Source organism: Aquimarina ulvae, assembly GCF_053613295.3.
Map to the genome: position 1 here is coordinate 26,597 of NZ_JBSIBP030000011.1, position 17,305 is coordinate 43,901.

At 34.0% G+C, this 17,305-nt stretch carries 12 protein-coding genes and 1 other RNA gene; 7 read left to right on the plus strand and 6 right to left on the minus strand.

The window, feature by feature from the left end; genetic code table 11:
• The first annotated feature begins 2 nt into the window (after positions 1-2).
• Both ssrS and rny read left to right on the plus strand, forming a co-directional pair.
• A non-coding RNA gene (gene ssrS, locus ACWGOQ_RS19315) (6S RNA) lies at positions 3-122 on the plus strand.
• Positions 123-177: 55 nt separating this feature from the next.
• A complete protein-coding gene (gene rny / locus ACWGOQ_RS19320; RefSeq protein ID WP_452060187.1) occupies positions 178-1,743 on the plus strand; it encodes a ribonuclease Y in 1,566 nt (521 codons plus the stop codon).
• A 34-nt stretch (positions 1,744-1,777) separates the two neighbouring features.
• Here rny and ACWGOQ_RS19325 read toward each other — a convergent pair whose 3' ends face one another.
• The 3 genes from ACWGOQ_RS19325 to ACWGOQ_RS19335 all read right to left on the minus strand — a co-directional run bounded on the left by ACWGOQ_RS19325 (position 1,778) and on the right by ACWGOQ_RS19335 (position 5,603).
• Positions 1,778-2,194 carry a hypothetical protein gene (locus ACWGOQ_RS19325; RefSeq protein ID WP_452060186.1) on the minus strand — a complete coding sequence of 139 codons (417 nt, stop codon included), beginning with the start codon at positions 2,192-2,194 and terminating at the stop codon, positions 1,778-1,780.
• Positions 2,195-2,283: 89 nt separating this feature from the next.
• Complete coding sequence (locus tag ACWGOQ_RS19330; protein WP_452060185.1) at positions 2,284-2,655, minus strand: hypothetical protein; 372 nt, start codon at positions 2,653-2,655, stop codon at positions 2,284-2,286.
• A 392-nt stretch (positions 2,656-3,047) separates the two neighbouring features.
• A complete protein-coding gene (locus ACWGOQ_RS19335; RefSeq protein WP_452060184.1) occupies positions 3,048-5,603 on the minus strand; it encodes an ATP-dependent Clp protease ATP-binding subunit in 2,556 nt (851 codons plus the stop codon).
• 384 nt (positions 5,604-5,987) lie between these two features.
• Here ACWGOQ_RS19335 and gyrA point away from each other — a divergent pair, with 384 nt between their 5' ends.
• Entirely contained in the window at positions 5,988-8,534 is a 2,547-nt protein-coding gene (gene gyrA / locus ACWGOQ_RS19340) for a DNA gyrase subunit A (RefSeq protein WP_452060183.1), read from the plus strand.
• Between the two features lie 27 nt (positions 8,535-8,561).
• A complete protein-coding gene (locus ACWGOQ_RS19345) occupies positions 8,562-9,836 on the plus strand; it encodes a tetratricopeptide repeat protein (protein WP_452060182.1) in 1,275 nt (424 codons plus the stop codon).
• An 81-nt stretch (positions 9,837-9,917) separates the two neighbouring features.
• Here the strand turns inward: ACWGOQ_RS19345 and ACWGOQ_RS19350 are convergent, their stop codons facing one another.
• The 3 genes from ACWGOQ_RS19350 to ACWGOQ_RS19360 form a co-directional block, all read right to left on the minus strand.
• Positions 9,918-10,328, minus strand: a complete 411-nt coding sequence (locus ACWGOQ_RS19350; RefSeq protein WP_452060181.1) for a glyoxalase — start codon at positions 10,326-10,328, stop codon at positions 9,918-9,920.
• 167 nt (positions 10,329-10,495) lie between these two features.
• Positions 10,496-13,564, minus strand: a complete 3,069-nt coding sequence (locus ACWGOQ_RS19355; RefSeq protein ID WP_452060180.1) for a WD40/YVTN/BNR-like repeat-containing protein — start codon at positions 13,562-13,564, stop codon at positions 10,496-10,498.
• A gap of 74 nt (positions 13,565-13,638) precedes the next feature.
• Complete coding sequence (locus ACWGOQ_RS19360; protein ID WP_452060179.1) at positions 13,639-14,376, minus strand: LolA-like protein; 738 nt, start codon at positions 14,374-14,376, stop codon at positions 13,639-13,641.
• Positions 14,377-14,468: 92 nt separating this feature from the next.
• Here ACWGOQ_RS19360 and ACWGOQ_RS19365 point away from each other — a divergent pair, with 92 nt between their 5' ends.
• The 3 genes from ACWGOQ_RS19365 to ACWGOQ_RS19375 all read left to right on the plus strand — a co-directional run bounded on the left by ACWGOQ_RS19365 (position 14,469) and on the right by ACWGOQ_RS19375 (position 17,151).
• Entirely contained in the window at positions 14,469-15,359 is an 891-nt protein-coding gene (locus ACWGOQ_RS19365) for a DUF72 domain-containing protein (RefSeq protein ID WP_452060178.1), read from the plus strand.
• A gap of 207 nt (positions 15,360-15,566) precedes the next feature.
• Positions 15,567-15,959 carry a hypothetical protein gene (locus ACWGOQ_RS19370; protein WP_452060177.1) on the plus strand — a complete coding sequence of 131 codons (393 nt, stop codon included), beginning with the start codon at positions 15,567-15,569 and terminating at the stop codon, positions 15,957-15,959.
• A gap of 82 nt (positions 15,960-16,041) precedes the next feature.
• Positions 16,042-17,151, plus strand: coding sequence for a DEAD/DEAH box helicase (locus ACWGOQ_RS19375; protein WP_452060176.1), 1,110 nt, complete (start codon positions 16,042-16,044; stop codon positions 17,149-17,151).
• Positions 17,152-17,305 lie beyond the last annotated feature (154 nt).

The window sequence follows — 17,305 nt, forward strand, 5'->3', positions numbered from 1 at the left end:
AAACTCAACAAGAATTATTTCAAAAGGGTGAGTTTAAGTTGTAAAAGCAAGCCGTGCTGATTTATCAGTATTACGGATCCTTGACCAATTTGTTAGCCCTAAACCTGTTTTTTACAGAGTTTATACAAAACCCAAGCTAGTGCAGGCTTTTTTTATATATAAACACTAACTAGGATTATGGATAACATTATATTTTTGATTATTGCGGCAATTGCAGGTTTAGTGATAGGTTTCTTGATTGCTAAACTATTAGAGCGCAGTAAGGCCTCAGGAATTATCAAAAACGCTAAAAAAACTTCACAAAGCATTATTAGAGAAGCGAAAAGCGAAGGAGAGTCTATTAAAAAAGACAAGATACTACAGGCTAAGGAAAAGTTTATCGAATTAAAATCAGAGCACGAAAAAGTAATTTTAGCTCGTGATAAAAAGATGGCTGAAGCCGAAAAGAGAACTAGAGATAAAGAATCTCAGGTTTCTAACGACTTATCTAAAGGAAAAAAGTTAAACGATGATTTAGAGCAGAAGATAAAAGATTACAATCATCGTAACGAGTATCTCGAAAAGAAACAAAGCGAACTCAAAAAACTTCATAAAAGCCAGGTGCAACAACTGGAAGTGATATCGGGCTTGTCTGCAGAAGAAGCTAAAGAACAATTAGTAGAGTCTTTAAAGCAACAAGCAAAAACGGATTCTATGGCACTGATTCAAGAGACGATAGAAGAAGCTAAATTAACTGCTAAGCAAGAGGCGAAAAAAGTTATTATTAATACAATACAACGAATTGGGACAGAAGAAGCTGTAGAGAATTGTGTGTCTGTCTTTAATATTGAAAGTGATGACGTTAAAGGACGTATCATAGGTCGTGAAGGTAGAAATATTAGAGCCATTGAAGCTGCTACCGGAGTAGAGATAATCGTTGATGATACTCCTGAAGCTATCATATTGTCTTGTTTCGACTCTGTAAGAAGAGAGGTAGCTCGTCTTTCTCTACATAAACTAGTAACTGATGGTAGAATACATCCCGCACGTATTGAAGAAATAGTTAAAAAAACCAGAAAACAAATTGATGAAGAGATTATAGAAGTTGGGAAAAGAACCGTTATTGACCTAGGTATCCATGGGTTACATCCAGAATTAATTAAAACTATAGGTAGAATGAAGTATCGTTCTTCTTATGGGCAAAATTTATTACAACACTCCAGAGAAGTAGCAAAACTTTGTGGAGTCATGGCATCAGAGCTTGGGTTGAATCCAAAGCTTGCTAAAAGAGCAGGTTTGTTACATGATATCGGTAAGGTACCAGATACAGAAACCGAGGTTCCACATGCAATTCTTGGAATGCAGTGGGCAGAAAAATATGGTGAAAAACCAGATGTATGTAATGCTATAGGAGCACATCACGATGAAATTGAAATGACAGCGTTGATATCACCAATAGTACAGGTTTGTGATGCAATTAGTGGAGCAAGACCTGGTGCTCGTCGACAAGTACTGGATTCTTATATACAAAGATTGAAGGATCTGGAAGATATAGCCTTTGGGTTTAACGGTGTCAAAAAAGCATACGCCATTCAGGCAGGTAGAGAATTAAGGGTTATTGTAGAAAGTGAAAAAGTAAATGACGAAAGAGCTGCAAGTCTTTCATTTGAAATATCTCAGAAAATACAAACAGATATGACCTATCCTGGTCAGGTTAAAATTACAGTTATCAGAGAAACTAGAGCGGTAAATATTGCGAAATAAGTGTTGTCTGCCTATAAGGTAATAGAAAAGGGAATCAATCGATTCCCTTTTTCTCTTTGTAGGAAGAATTTTTTTCTCTTTGATTTTTTTCTATAAGTGAATCTTTCCAGTTTAGCGCTGACTCCATATCATCAAACCTGCGAAACTCTTTTTTGAAAAATGACTTTTCGTAAATAGTTTGTGTTTCTTGTTTTGGATCTTTTGACACCACAACAAATCCTAAAAGGTTCGGGATTTCTGCTGTTTTTATATATACCATTGGGTCTACGGCATAAGAATGAATACGATGTGTTATATATACAAAAGGAGCTTTTTTAAAATGTTTTTCAGCTATTTTTATTAAAGTAGCATTGTTTTCTACAGAAACAACAATACCTTCTTTCATAATAGCCATCATATAATTAGGATAAATTTCTAATTTGCAAAAGTCTAGGTCGTAGAATCTAATCATGGGGGATTTTTAGATAGTGGTTTTAAAAAACTAAGCGCGAAAATATAGTATTTGAATAGTAGAAACAAAAAAAAAAATGGGTTAAAATTCTATGTTTTTTGTAATAGCTCATTTTTCCAATTCAATGCATCATTAATATTTGTAAAATATTTTAATTTTTTTTCAAAGAATTTACCTTCTAGTTCAGTTAGTCTTTGTTGTCTACAGTTTTTTGAGACCACAGCGATACCCATTAGATTGTCAATTTTTTCAGTCTCGTGATATACTGTGGGGTCGACAGCGTATGAATTTACTCTGTTTGATATATAAACGAAAGGTTTATTATCAAAATATTTCCTAACAAATTCAAGCAGTAATTTGTTATGTTCTGGTGTAACCAAAAAACCTTCTACAATAGTATTCTTCAAAAAGTCTTCTTGGATTTCAACTTTAGCGAAACCTAAATCATAGTATTTTGTCATCGATATTTACAAAACTATTATTTAAGTATGGTTAATTTTCAAATAAGTTACGATAAAACTATTACTTTTAAAAATTATTTAAAGAAAAAACAAGGTTTATAAGGTTGATCTGTAGTAGATTATATGGTTTAGTCTAAAAAGGTATTATTACATTGAGTATATTCATCTACCACTTCAAAACTAACATCTGTTATATACAGGATTGGTTTTGTTCGGTTTGTGAGCCTGAAAACATATATTTTCTTAATATTCTAAATGAGTAAAAGAAATACAAGCAGTAGGTAAAGCTTCTGAGATATTTTTATTTCAATGGATAGTTTATTACTGTAATCAAAAAAAACTTCCTATATAACAAGGAAGTTTTTTAATCTTTAACCAGACAGCGGGTTTTGTTATGATTCTGTTGACTTTTCTGCTTTTTTGATATTAATAGTCAATTCATTAGTGTTGTTATCCAGATCCATATAAATACTATCACCATCTTGTAACTGAGAACTAATAATCTCTTCTGCCAATGCATCTTCGATATATTTTTGTATTGCTCTCTTAAGAGGTCTGGCTCCATATTGTTTGTCAAACCCTTTTTCGGTGATATAATCTTTAGCTTTATCACTTAGGGATAAAGCATACCCAAGTCCTTTGATTCTCCCGTAAAGTTTTTCTAATTCGATATCAATAATCTTATGAATATCTTCTCGCTCCAATGCATTAAATACGACAACATCATCAACTCTATTCAAAAATTCAGGAGCAAAAGCTTTCTTCAATGCATTTTCAATAACTCCTTTCGCATAACTGTCAGATTGTGTCTTTTTTGCACTGGTTCCAAAACCAACTCCTTGTCCAAAATCCTTGAGTTTTCTAGCTCCAATATTGGATGTCATAATAATAATCGCATTTCTAAAATCAATTTTACGACCAAGACTGTCTGTAAGATATCCATCGTCTAGCACTTGTAACATCATGTTAAATACATCTGGATGCGCTTTTTCAATTTCATCTAAGAGAATAACAGCATAAGGTTTTCTTCTTACTTTTTCGGTAAGCTGCCCGCCTTCTTCGTATCCAACATACCCTGGAGGTGCTCCAATAAGCCTTGATACAGCAAACTTTTCCATGTATTCACTCATGTCGATCCGTATAAGTGTATCTTCACTATCAAAAAGTTCTCTTGCCAGTACCTTGGCAAGTTGGGTTTTACCTACACCAGTTTGTCCAAGGAATATAAAAGAACCGATTGGTTTATTTGGATCCTTTAGACCTGCACGATTACGTTGTATTGCTTTAACTACCTTAGAAACTGCTTCATCTTGGCCAATTACTTTACCTTTAATTAAATTTGGTAATTCGGCAAGTTTGTTGCTTTCTGTCTGAGCGATTCGATTTACAGGGATACCTGTCATCATAGATACTACATCAGCAACACTTTCTTCATCTACAATTTCCTTATGTAACTTAGAGTCTTTTTCCCACTGCTCTTGAGCTTGACTTAGTTCTTTTTCCAGATTTTTTTCATCATCTCTAAGTTTAGCCGCTTCTTCGTATTTTTGTTTTTTTACTACACTGTTCTTAAGTTCTCGAACTTCTTCCAGCTTTTTTTCTAAGTCAAGAATCTTTTTAGGGACATCAATATTAGTAATATGAACTCTGGATCCGGCTTCATCTAAAGCGTCGATCGCCTTGTCTGGCAAGAAACGATCAGTCATATATCTATTGGTAAGTTTTACACAAGCTTGAATAGCTTCATCTGTATAACTAACATTGTGGTGCTCTTCGTATTTTTCCTTAATATTTTCGAGAATCTCGATAGTTTCTTCAATATTAGTAGGCTCTACGATTACCTTCTGAAAACGCCTTTCTAAGGCACCGTCTTTCTCTATGTATTGTCGATATTCATCTAAAGTAGTTGCTCCGATACATTGAATTTCGCCTCTGGCTAAAGCTGGCTTAAACATATTGGATGCGTCCAAACTTCCGGTAGCACCACCAGCTCCAACAATGGTATGAATTTCATCAATAAAAAGGATAATATCATCATTCTTTTCAAGTTCATTCATAACCGCTTTCATACGCTCTTCAAACTGACCTCTGTACTTTGTGCCAGCTACTAAACTTGCTAAATCAAGTGTGACAACACGTTTGTCAAAAAGAATTCGTGAGACTTTTCTCTTGATAATACGAAGTGCTAAACCTTCAGCAATAGCTGATTTTCCTACTCCTGGTTCACCAATAAGTAGCGGATTGTTTTTCTTTCTTCTACTTAAAATTTGCGAAACACGTTCGATTTCTTTGGTTCTTCCTACGACAGGATCTAGCTTTCCTTCTTCTGCCATGGCCGTCAAATCTCTACCAAAATTATCTAAAACTGGTGTTTTAGATTTTTTGTTAGCCTTGGCACCTCCAGTGGGAGAGTTAAAAGGGTTTTCTTTTGATGCGTCCCCTGTCATGTCATCGTCCTCAGAAAATGATTCAGACTTAGGGTTTTCTATATATTCTTCTTCGTTAGCAATCATAAATTTAAATTGATCTTTAACATTATCATAATCTACTTTAAGCTTATTTAAAAGTTTTGTAGTTGGATCATTTTCGTTTCTTAAAATGCACAATAACAAGTGCGCTGTATTTATAGAAGAGCTTTGAAAAAGTTTTGCTTCTAAAAAAGTAGTTTTCAGTGCTCTTTCTGCTTGTCTGGTTAAATGTAAATTCTTTTTTTCATTTGTTGCAACTGCTACATTTGGGTTTGCGGGGCTAAGAATTTCAACTTTTCTTCTAAGATTTGTTAAATCTATATCTAACGCATCAAGTATACTAATTGCCTTTCCGCTTCCATCACGTAATAGTCCTAACATTAGATGTTCTGTCCCAATAAAATCGTGCCCTAATCTCAGGGCTTCCTCTTTACTGTAAGCAATAACATCTTTGACTCTTGGTGAAAAATTATCATCCATATAATTAGTTTCTTTCTTTTTCTATGTTTCTTCTACTACTAAATATAGTAATTTTTAAAATTACATGGGCAAAAACTATTCCTTTTAACCATGATTAACAAATATGCTGACAAAAATGGTCTTAATGTCAGATTTCCTTAGGGATACCTACCATTTTTTTCGAATTATTTAAAACCAAATCCTTACAATAAGTAGGTTTTTTGAGTAAATAGACAAAAAAAGCATTAATAATCAAAATCTACACCAGTAGACTTATTAACTATATGGGTCGTTCAAGTTGTTAATAAATTACGTATATTAGAAAGGTTATAGTCTGTTAAAACCGTCTTAATTTACTTAAATTAGCCCGTTTAATTAAATCAATGTAAGAATAAAATAATTTTTATGGCAGAAGGAGAAAAGCTAATACCTATCAACATAGAGGATGAGATGAAGTCTGCATACATCGATTATTCCATGTCGGTGATCGTATCGCGAGCGCTTCCAGATGTGAGAGACGGTCTTAAACCTGTTCACAGAAGAGTTTTATATGGTATGTATGAGTTAGGCGTAAAGGCCAACAGTGCTCATAAGAAATCAGCGAGAATAGTGGGTGAGGTTCTCGGTAAGTATCACCCACATGGAGATACATCGGTTTATGATACTATGGTTCGGATGGCTCAGGAATGGAGCTTACGTTACATGTTGGTAGATGGTCAGGGTAACTTTGGTTCTGTAGATGGAGATAGTCCTGCGGCAATGCGTTATACAGAAGCTAGAATGCGTAAAATATCGGAAGATATGCTTGCTGATATAGAAAAAGATACAGTTGATCATACATTTAATTTTGATGATACGTTGCAGGAGCCCACTGTTTTACCTAGTAGAGTGCCCGGATTATTAATTAATGGAGCTTCGGGTATTGCTGTAGGTATGGCAACTAATATGCCACCGCACAATCTAAGCGAAGTAGTAGATGGAACTATTGCGTATATAGAAAATAATGACATTGATATTGATGAGTTGATACAGCATATCAAAGCACCTGACTTTCCTACTGGTGGTACTATATACGGATACGATGGCGTAAGAGAGGCCTTTAAAACAGGCCGAGGCAGAATTGTAATGCGTGCCAAAGCTAGTTTTGAAGAAGTAAACGGTAGGGAGTGTATTATAGTCTCTGAGATCCCTTATCAGGTTAATAAGGCAGATATGATTAAAAAGACTGCCGATCTTGTAAATGATAAAAAGATTGATGGTATTTCATCTATCAGGGACGAATCAGATAGAAAAGGAATGCGTATCGTTTACATTTTGAAGAGAGATGCGATACCCAATATAGTACTAAACCTTTTATATAAGTATACTGCTTTACAATCTTCTTTTAGCGTTAATAACATAGCATTAGTAAAAGGAAGACCACAATTACTTAATGTAAAAGAAATGATTCACTATTTTGTTGAACACAGACATGAAGTTGTCGTGCGCAGAACAAAGTATGAACTAAGGAAAGCAGAGGAAAGAGCACATATATTAGAAGGGTTAATTATTGCTTCGGATAATATTGATGAAGTGATTAAACTGATCCGGGCTTCTTCTAATGCTGACGAAGCGAGGCAAAAACTTATCGACAGATTTAAGCTTACTGATATTCAGGCAAAAGCTATTGTCGAAATGCGTCTAAGACAATTAACAGGTCTGGAGCAGGATAAGTTACGTGCTGAGTATGAGGAGTTGATGAAAACTATAGAAGACCTTAAAGATATTCTTGAGAAAAAAGAACGAAGGATGAATATCATTAAGGACGAACTTCTTGAGGTTAAAGAAAAATACGGAGATCCACGTCGTTCTCAAATAGAATATGCCGGAGGTGATTTAAGCATTGAGGATATGATACCAAATGAGAAGGTAGTGATTACTATTTCTCATGCTGGCTATATTAAGAGAACTTCTTTGACAGAATACAAAAAACAAAATAGAGGAGGAGTTGGTCAGAAAGGAAGTACTACTCGTAATGAAGATTTTCTTGAACATCTTTTTGTAGGAACAAATCATCAATATATGCTGTTCTTTACACAAAAAGGAAAGTGTTTCTGGATGCGGGTTTACGAAATCCCAGAAGGAAGTAAGACATCAAAAGGAAGGGCGATACAAAACCTTGTTAATATAGAGAATGATGATAAGGTAAAAGCATTTATCTGTACTCAAGACCTTAAGGATGAAGAGTACATCAATTCGCACTATGTTATTATGGCTACGAAAAAAGGTCAGGTTAAGAAAACTTCATTAGAACAGTATTCCCGACCACGTACGAATGGTATAAACGCCATTACTATAAAAGAAAATGACGAATTGTTAGAGGCTAAACTTACGGACGGAAAAAGTCAGGTAATGTTAGCGGTAAAATCAGGAAAAGCAATTCGTTTTGAAGAAGAAAAAACCAGACCAATGGGACGTGGAGCATCTGGTGTTAGAGGTATACGACTTGCTGATGACAAGGATGAAGTAATTGGAATGGTAGCCGTTAATGATATGGAGAGTAATATTTTGGTGGTTTCTGAAAACGGATACGGTAAGCGCTCAAAACTTGAAGATTATAGAATTACTAATAGAGGAGGAAAAGGAGTTAAAACTATTTCTGTAACAGACAAGACTGGGCAATTAGTAGCTATTAAAAATGTTACGGATGCTGATGATCTTATGATTATTAATAAATCTGGTATCGCAATTAGGTTGTCAGTAGAAGATTTAAGGGTAATGGGGCGTGCTACACAAGGAGTTCGCTTGATTAATCTAAAAGGTAAAGACTCTATTGCAGCTGTGGCTAAAGTTATGCAAGATGAAGATGATGTTGAAGATATTGATGGAGATATTGAAGAAAATGACATATCTTTGCAAAATGATGATGATACATCGGATGGCACGACTATTGATGAATCAACTAATGAATAAAAGAATCCCATAAAAAAAAAACGAGTAATGAGAACTAAATTTATTGTAGCATTTTTTCTAACTATTGGTGCGATAGGATTTTCACAAAAGAAAGCGTTAAAATCAGCAGATAAAGCTTTAAAATCTGGTAACCTAGAAGTTGCAAATGATGCATTAAAAGCAGCAGAAGGTCAGCTGGAGGCTGCAGATGAGAAAATGAAGGCACAGTATTATTTTTTGAAAGGGCAAGTTGCTTCTGCATCAAAAGATAAATCCTTAACGAATATTGAAGCGGCTGCTAATGCATATGCAAAGGTTCTAGAAATAGAAGAAGCATCAGGTAGTAGTAAATATTCTGATGAGGCTAATCAAGGAATACAAATACTACGTCAATCCTTAATAGAGCAAGCAGTTGCAGATCAGGAAGCTGGAAAAAATAAAGAGGCAGCCGATAAATTGTATTTAGGTTACAAAACAAAAAAATCAGATACTTCTTATTTGTATTTTGCCGCATCTAATGCTGTTAATGGAAAAGATTATGATACTGCGATTAAATATTATAATGAATTAGTAGATCTTGGATACAATGGTGTTGAAGAACGTTTTGTTGCGACCAATAAAGAAACTGGAGAAGTAGATTCTTTTGATTCTAAAGAATTAAGAGATTTCTCTGTAAAGGCTGGTACTCATATTAAGCCAGAGGTTACTAAAACAGATTCTAGAAGATCCGAAATCACAAAAAATATAGCTCTTATTTATATCAGTCAAGGTAAGGATGAAGAAGCTATTAAAGCAATGGAAGCTGCCAAAAAAGATAATCCTAACGATCCTGCTTTAATGCAAGAGGAGGCGAACATGTTCTATAAATTAGGTAATATTGAAAAATATCAGGAACTAATGCAGGCAATTGTTGCTAATGATCCTGAAAACCCTAATTTATTATACAACTTAGGAGTAGGAGCTTCACGTTTAGGGGATAATGAGCAAGCAATAGAGTATTATAAAAAAGCTTTGGAGATAAAGCCAGATTATACTTCTGCACAAATCAATATTGCGGCTATCATTTTAAGTGGAGAGACAGCTCTTAATGAAGAAATGAATAGCTTAGGAGGATCAAATGAAGATTACAAAAGATTTGATGTTCTCAAAAAACAAAAGCAAGATTTATACAGAAAAGCAGTTCCATATTTAGAAGGGGCATTAGAATCTAAGCCTGATAATGTAGAGGCAATACGCACACTAATGCAGATTTTTTATCAGTTAGATGATCCAAAAGCTGCGGATATGAAAAGTAAATTAGAAGCTTTGGAAGGGGGGAACTAGTTCCTTAACGAAACTTCAAAGTAAGAAATAAAAAAAGCGCGGATCTTATTAAGATCCGCGCTTTTTTTTATACTAGGATTTTTAATAAGACATTAAAGGCTTTTCCAATAGCTGGATGTCATTGTGAAGACGCTCTCTCACAATATTCATCATCCTTTTATTTAAAGATGAAGAATTTTGGACGTACTTCAAATATTCGTCTACAGTAAATTGACCTATGATCATACCTTTTAGACTATTTCTAAATTTCATATCCTTTTGTATTGCATTATCAATGAATAGAAAACGCTTTTCTAACGTTAATTCATAAAAAGTGTTCTTTCTTTTCTTAATATAATTTCTAAACACTTCAATTAATAATTCCCCTTGAAGTTTGATAATTGGTCGGATTGTTTTGTTCTGAAATTGTTCGTCATTTGACATATTTCCAGAAACCCTAGCACTTAAAATCTGTGGGCGTATAGCCAATAAATTTGATTCCCTGTTTTCCATAATAAAGAATGTTTACTAAAAATACAGAATTGTTTTATCCAAAACATATAATGACGTTTGGAGTTTTAAACCAGTTATGAACATTATTCAGGCAACGACATTATACGATAAAATATAAAGAGCTCTTTTTTAAAGAGCTCTTTATAAGGTGACTATGAAAAGCAATTTTACTTGCTTAAAAAATCTTCTTTAGACTTCATATCGGTAACACCTTTATTATTCTTTTCCAAATACTTTTTAAAATTGGCTAATTGTTTTGTTTCTATCTTCTGATACGTATCTTTTGCTTTCTGTAACCTGCTTTCCAATACTTCTTTATTCTCAAGCTGTGATAAAGAAGGTTTCTCAAAAAGATTAGCAACCTCACTATATAGTAGTGCTAATTCTTCTCTTAGTTGAGGTTCTGCTTCGGCTACATAGTTATCACCTGTTGTTACCACTAATGTTTCTTTTAAAGAGTTCAGGTCATTAATCAATGTAGATGTCATCTTTTTAGCTTTAGGATCATTTTTTTCAATTTCTTCTGCCTTTTTGATATTCTGGTTAATTTGATATACCAAATAGGCTAGTTCTTCCATAGAATCATAAAGTTCCATGGTTGTTTTGAATTGAGCTTTTCTTTCGGAAGGAGTAATACTCGAATCAGGGTCATTTTCTAACTTTATCGAACTTTCATATGATGTTTTTCCTTTCTTTAGGATGACTTTATATATTCCGCTGTTAGCTCTTGGAGCAGTAAAACCGCCTGGTGTATAAGATTTACCAGCAGCAACTTTTGGTGGTTTTGTTCTAAAATCCCAGTTTACAATATTAATTCCCTTGGACTTACCAGGAACAAGAGAAACAATTTCATTCCCATTAGTATCCTGAATAGACAACGTCATTTTTCCAAAAGTGTGTCTCTTCTTTAGATAATAAATAATCTGGCCAGAAGAAGACGGATTGTTTCCTACAAACTGAAGCTCTGTGCTTCCTCCACCAAAACCACCTTCTTCCTTAATAATTGCTGGTTTTGTTGTAAAGAAATGAACATCTTTTTGTAATACTTCCTGATTAATTTGTCGTAGAGGAGAAATATCATCAATAATGATAACGCCCCTACCGTGGGTACCCAGTACCAAATCATTTGTTTTCTTTTGTAAATCGATAAAATGAACAGCGGTTGCAGGCATATTATTTGTAAAACGAGACCAGTTTTTTCCACCATCAATTGTTATAAATAATCCAAATTCTGTTCCTAAATAGAGTAGATCCTCATTTTCGTAATCTTCTTGAATGTTTCTGGTAAATCCTATAATATCATCGGTTACAAGGGATTTCCAGGTGTTTCCAAAATCAGAAGTTTTATACACATATGGTTTCATGTCATTCTGTGCATGACCATCGAAAACAGCATAAGCAGTTCCTTTAGAATGAGTACTAGCTTCTATATGATATACCCAGGTGTTTTTAGGAAGGCCTTTGATATTCGGTGTTGTATTTGTCCAAGTTTTTCCTCCATCTTTTGTTATTTGAACATTTCCATCATCAGTACCTACCCAGATCACTTGCTCATCCATGGGTGATTCAGCAATTGTGAAAATTGTCGTATGCGTTTCTGCGCCGGACTTATCTGTCGATATCCCACCAGATTCCTTGTCTTGTTTTGCAGGATCATTGGTCGTAAGGTCTGGAGAGATTATTTTCCAATTGTCACCCATATCTTCACTTACGTGGACAAATTGACTACCTATATATAATCTGTCAGGTTGATGAGCACTGATAGCAATAGGAGCATTCCAATTAAAACGAAGATCCGCTTTACCCTTAACTTCTAATGGCTTTACATTTTTGGTATTGTTTTTATCCATATCATATCGCCAGACATTTTGAGCTCCTTGCATCTCAGAATAAATAATTCTTTTTGTGGGATGTCTTAATACTCTAAAACCATCCCCAACACCTACACGCTTCCAATCACGGGCTTCTACTCCTCCTGGAGAAGAGGATGGACCATACCAAGAACCATTATCTTGCAGACCTCCATAAACATTATATGGTTCTTCATTGTCCGTGCTTATCTGATAAAATTGGGATAGTGGTAAATTGTCTACGATATCCAAAGTAGAACCTCCATCCCAACTTCTGTAGACACCGCCATCAGTACCTACATACATTCTATCAGAATTATTAATATCAAATGTAATATCGTGGATGTCAGAATGCATATTACCAAGATTTTTGAAAGTTTTTCCACCATCTCTTGAGATAGACCCAGATAAACCTCCTTTAACAACGATATCGGGATTTTTAGGATCAACAACAATTCTGGCAAAGTAAAATGGTCTTACTACAAGTCCGAAATCCCCATTAAGTAGTTTCCAACTTGCTCCTGCATCATCAGAACGATATAAACCTTTATCCTTTTTACTTTCAACAACGGCATATATAATTTTAGGGTTTGACGGAGCGATTGCCACTGCAAATCTTCCTAAATCCCCTTTCGGGAAACCATTATGAATTTTGTTCCATGTTTTTCCAGCATCAGTGGACTTATATAAAGCACTGTTTGGTCCTCCAGAATTAAAATTCCAAGCGGTTCTCCTAAATTCCCACATAGCTGCATATAACGTATTAGGGTCATTAGGATCCATAATTACCTCATTTGCACCCGTTCGCTCATTAATATATAAAATTTTATTCCAGGTTTTTCCGCCATCTATGGTCTTGTAAACACCACGATCTTCACTATCACCCCATAATGCTCCGATAACGCCTACATAAATTTCATTCGAGTTTTTTGGGTTGATCTGAATACTACTGATACGTTCAGAATTTTCTAGCCCCATTTTCTTCCAGTTGGATCCACCGTCGGTAGTTTTATATATACCATCACCTACCGAAACACTATTTCTTGTCCAAATTTCTCCGGTTCCCACCCAAATAGTATTGTCAGGATCGTTGGGGTCAATAGAGACAACCCCTATCGACTGTGCGTAATCATCAAATATCGGTGCAAAACTAGCTCCACCATTGGAAGATTTCCATACACCACCCCCAGCGGTGCCTGTATAGATAATTCTGCTATTTGTTGGGTGATTTTCTAAATCAATAATTCTACCACTCATCAAAGCAGGTCCTATATGTCTTGCTTCTAGTTTTCCAAAGAGTTCTTTACCTTTAAGAACAATATCCTGAGCTTGTAATCCTAATGAAAATATAATGCTCAGCCCTGCGATTATAATTTTTTTATTCATAATTCCTTTAGATTAGTAATTTATGCGAAAAAAAAACCCCAACGAATTGGGGAGATATTACAATAACTTAAGTGTTACTTTTTTTCAGGAAAAGCAAATTTTGCACTGTCAACTTCTGGATTAAGTTTAATCTCTTTAAAACTCATCGTTTGAAAGTCACTTCCGATAGTAAACGGAAAATATACACCATTTACTTCTTGGTAATCACTGATTGAAGTTTTTATAGTCTGTCCCTTCATAGGTCCTTGATTAACCTGAGCTTCCATAATTATTGGTACAAAATTTTCAGTATCAAAATAATAATGCATAATATTTGGTATAGACTGACCGTCTACTACGATAGGATCTTTTGTTATTTTAACCTTAAAGGTTTCTGTACCATCAACAGTTTCTTTTCCAACCAATTCTACCTCATATCCTTTTTCTTTGTAGTTTAAAAATGGATCCGGAAAATCTTTTGTTTGCTTTTTCATGTTTTCCGTGGTTTCATTATCACTTTTTTCAGCTTCCATTGTCATTTGGTTCCTTTGCCAAGAAGTGTCTCCGTCAAAAGCAGACCATATCATACGGTTTCCTTGTAGTTCGATCGTTACAAGTTGTTTTCCATCTTTTGTAGAGACTTGCTCAAAAGGGATTTCCATGCCTTGCATTTTCATAACACCAACCATTTTTACACCTTCTAGTTTTTCCCAGTTTTCTTTTCCTCCTGTGTTTTCCAAATAATTAGCAATAATTTCATCTGCGGTTTGAGCATTTGCGGGAGCAATAATTGCTATAATTAATGCTACAATAAGTGATTTTAAAGTATTCATTTTTAACTTTTTATTGTTGTTACTGTAAAGTTAGTCATTCGAATCTTATTTTTGTTACACTATTTATCTCAATATTTTTAAAATTTGGAATAATGAAATTTGGAACAGTAGCGCACCCTGAAAGAATCGATTTTACATTACCAATAGATGACATTGATACTCTAAAGGTTTTGAATAAAGACAAGAAAAAAGGGTTTTCGGTATACGTTGGATGTGCAAAATGGAATAGACAAGATTTAAAAGGTTTTTATCCAAGAGGAACCAAAGATGAGTTGTATTATTATTCAAGGCAGTTCAATTGTATTGAATTGAATGCTACATTCTACAGGATTTTTCCTGAAGACCAATTTAAAAAATGGTATGACAAAACACCTGAAGGCTTTAAGTTTTTTCCTAAGCTCGTTCAGAATATATCACATTTTAAAAGACTCAATGATGATGTACAACCTTATGTAGACCAATATTTGTCCAGTGCTATTCATCTAAAGGAAAAATTGGGAACGATTTTTTTACAAATGCATAGTAATTTCTCTCCTAAATACTTTGAACGGGTCACTAATTTCGTAGATAGATGGCCTAAAGATATACGTTTGGCAATAGAATTTAGACATACTGATTGGTTTAATGACGACACTGTAGCAAATGAGTTGTATGATTTATTAGAAAATAACAACATCGCAAACATTATCACTGATTCTGCCGGAAGAAGAGATTTGTTACATATGAGACTAACTAATAAAGAAGCTTTCATTCGGTACGTAGGAGCCAATCACGAAAGTGATTATACACGTTTGGTTGATTGGAGCAGTAAATTAAAATCTTGGAAAAATCAAGGGATAGAAGATATTCATTTTTTTGTTCATCAAAATATAGAAAAAGAATCACCGCTTTTATCAAGATATTTTATTGAGTTACTAAATAAAGATTTAGAAACCAATCTTAGTTTACCTAATCATTTCTCTGATGAAGCTACCTTGTTTTAGTGGTGATTTACTTGAGAAAGTAATAGAATCAGTAGGAATGTAGGTCAAATCGTGTTAGAAAGTGTTAAAGTTTAAAAATATATTGCACTTAATCTGATTTATATGTATTTTGGCGATGTTTTAAAAAGCTAATATTCGGATTTTATAAAGGTTGTTTTAAGAACAACGTTTATTTGAATTTGTTCTAACAGGCCAAAATAAATACATATGACTAAACGATTACACACTATTTTATTGTTCTTATCTGTTTTATTTGTTTCCTCATTACAGGCTCAAAACGTTGTTTTTAATGGAAATATAGTTAATCCTAATGTGGTAGTATCCGACATATCTGTAAGATCCGAAAAAAAAGATATACATAGTGAGAAAGTCTTTTCTTGTTATTTAGAGATGCATCCTGGTGCTCACAAAAACAAAATTCAGGACAAATTACATAACCTTCATTCTAATCATATTTCATTGATTGATATTATTTCGTCTGATGAAGGAGCTGATTTTAATTGCTCAGGTGGATTTTGTATGGACAAATCTCATTTTCATAAAAGAGGGTTAACGCTAAAAAAGCAATTATTTGGGTATTTTATAAAAATTTCCTGCTAGGATCTAACTTTTGTACTTTGTAATGTTCTTTTGTTGGGTAATGAATATATTCCATTATTTTTGTACCCTAAACTAAATAAGGATGACATTCGAAACGTTAGGTGTTCCTAAGGATTTAAATAAAGGTCTTAAAGAAATGGGGATTATCGTCCCTACTAAAATTCAAGAGCAAGCATTACCTATTCTAATTAATAATAGTGTAGATTTTGTTGGTAAAGCTCAGACAGGTACTGGGAAAACTGCTGCTTTTGGTATTCCTTTATTAACGAATATCAATGCACAAAAAAAAGAAGTTCAAGCCTTAATATTAGCACCTACTAGAGAACTCGGTCAGCAAATAGCGAAACAACTATTTAAATTTACAAAATATACCGATAAGATTTTTACAGAATCTGTTTATGGAGGCGAAAGGATAGAAATTCAATTATCCAGATTAAAAAGACCCACTCATATTATTGTAGCTACTCCAGGACGACTTATTGATTTAATAGAAAGAAAAGCGGTAGACATTTCTAAGATTAAAACTATAGTTATGGATGAAGCTGATGAGATGCTGAGTATGGGGTTTAAAAAAGATCTTACTACAATTTTGAGCAAAACCAAAGGTCAACGAAATATATGGCTGTTTTCTGCTACCATTCCAACCGCACTTCATGAAATAATTAATTCATATGTAGATAAGAATGCTATCAGAGTATCCATAGATAAAAAGGATGCCGTAAATAAGGGGATTGATCATCATTTTGTAGTTGGAGAAGAAGCAAATAAACTAGATACGCTTACATATTTTCTGAAATCTCAGAAAATACATAGAGGTATAATTTTTACTAAAACCAAGGCTGCAGCTCGAAAATTATCTAAACAACTCATAGCTAAAAATTATGAAGTGGGCTTACTTGAAGGCGATATGACCCAAAAAGATAGAGATAAGGTAATGAGAGCTTTTAAAAAAGGTTCTCAAGAGTTGTTAGTATCTACCGATGTAGCTGCTAGAGGTATTGACGTGGCTAACTTGGCATTTGTAGTTCATTATCAATTACCTGATCAAATGGAATATTATACACATCGAAGTGGGAGAACTGCCAGAGCAGGCAAAACAGGACTATCATTAGCGTTAATAGTTAAACAAGAATTAAAAGTCATACGAGATCTAGAAAAGCAGTTGGAGATTAAGTTTACTCAAATTCGATAATTTGATTCGGTTTATTTATTCGTTAGAGCACATTGAATTTTAATTACTAGTTAAGATAATGGTACAGCTGTTAATTAAAACTACAGAAAACTATCAAAACCACTGAAAACAGGGTAAACGTTTTACCTAAAAACGAGGTGTATATATTGTTAAA

Bases quoted from the DNA above. Each gene is read 5' to 3' on its own strand.
- rny (WP_452060187.1), top strand. From the start codon at position 178: ATGGATAACATTATATTTTTGATTATTGCGGCAATTGCAGGTTTAGTG.
- ACWGOQ_RS19325 (WP_452060186.1), bottom strand. From the start codon at position 2,194: ATGATTAGATTCTACGACCTAGACTTTTGCAAATTAGAAATTTATCCT.
- ACWGOQ_RS19330 (WP_452060185.1), bottom strand. From the start codon at position 2,655: ATGACAAAATACTATGATTTAGGTTTCGCTAAAGTTGAAATCCAAGAA.
- ACWGOQ_RS19335 (WP_452060184.1), bottom strand. From the start codon at position 5,603: ATGGATGATAATTTTTCACCAAGAGTCAAAGATGTTATTGCTTACAGT.
- gyrA (WP_452060183.1), top strand. From the start codon at position 5,988: ATGGCAGAAGGAGAAAAGCTAATACCTATCAACATAGAGGATGAGATG.
- ACWGOQ_RS19345 (WP_452060182.1), top strand. From the start codon at position 8,562: ATGAGAACTAAATTTATTGTAGCATTTTTTCTAACTATTGGTGCGATA.
- ACWGOQ_RS19350 (WP_452060181.1), bottom strand. From the start codon at position 10,328: ATGGAAAACAGGGAATCAAATTTATTGGCTATACGCCCACAGATTTTA.
- ACWGOQ_RS19355 (WP_452060180.1), bottom strand. From the start codon at position 13,564: ATGAATAAAAAAATTATAATCGCAGGGCTGAGCATTATATTTTCATTA.
- ACWGOQ_RS19360 (WP_452060179.1), bottom strand. From the start codon at position 14,376: ATGAATACTTTAAAATCACTTATTGTAGCATTAATTATAGCAATTATT.
- ACWGOQ_RS19365 (WP_452060178.1), top strand. From the start codon at position 14,469: ATGAAATTTGGAACAGTAGCGCACCCTGAAAGAATCGATTTTACATTA.
- ACWGOQ_RS19370 (WP_452060177.1), top strand. From the start codon at position 15,567: ATGACTAAACGATTACACACTATTTTATTGTTCTTATCTGTTTTATTT.
- ACWGOQ_RS19375 (WP_452060176.1), top strand. From the start codon at position 16,042: ATGACATTCGAAACGTTAGGTGTTCCTAAGGATTTAAATAAAGGTCTT.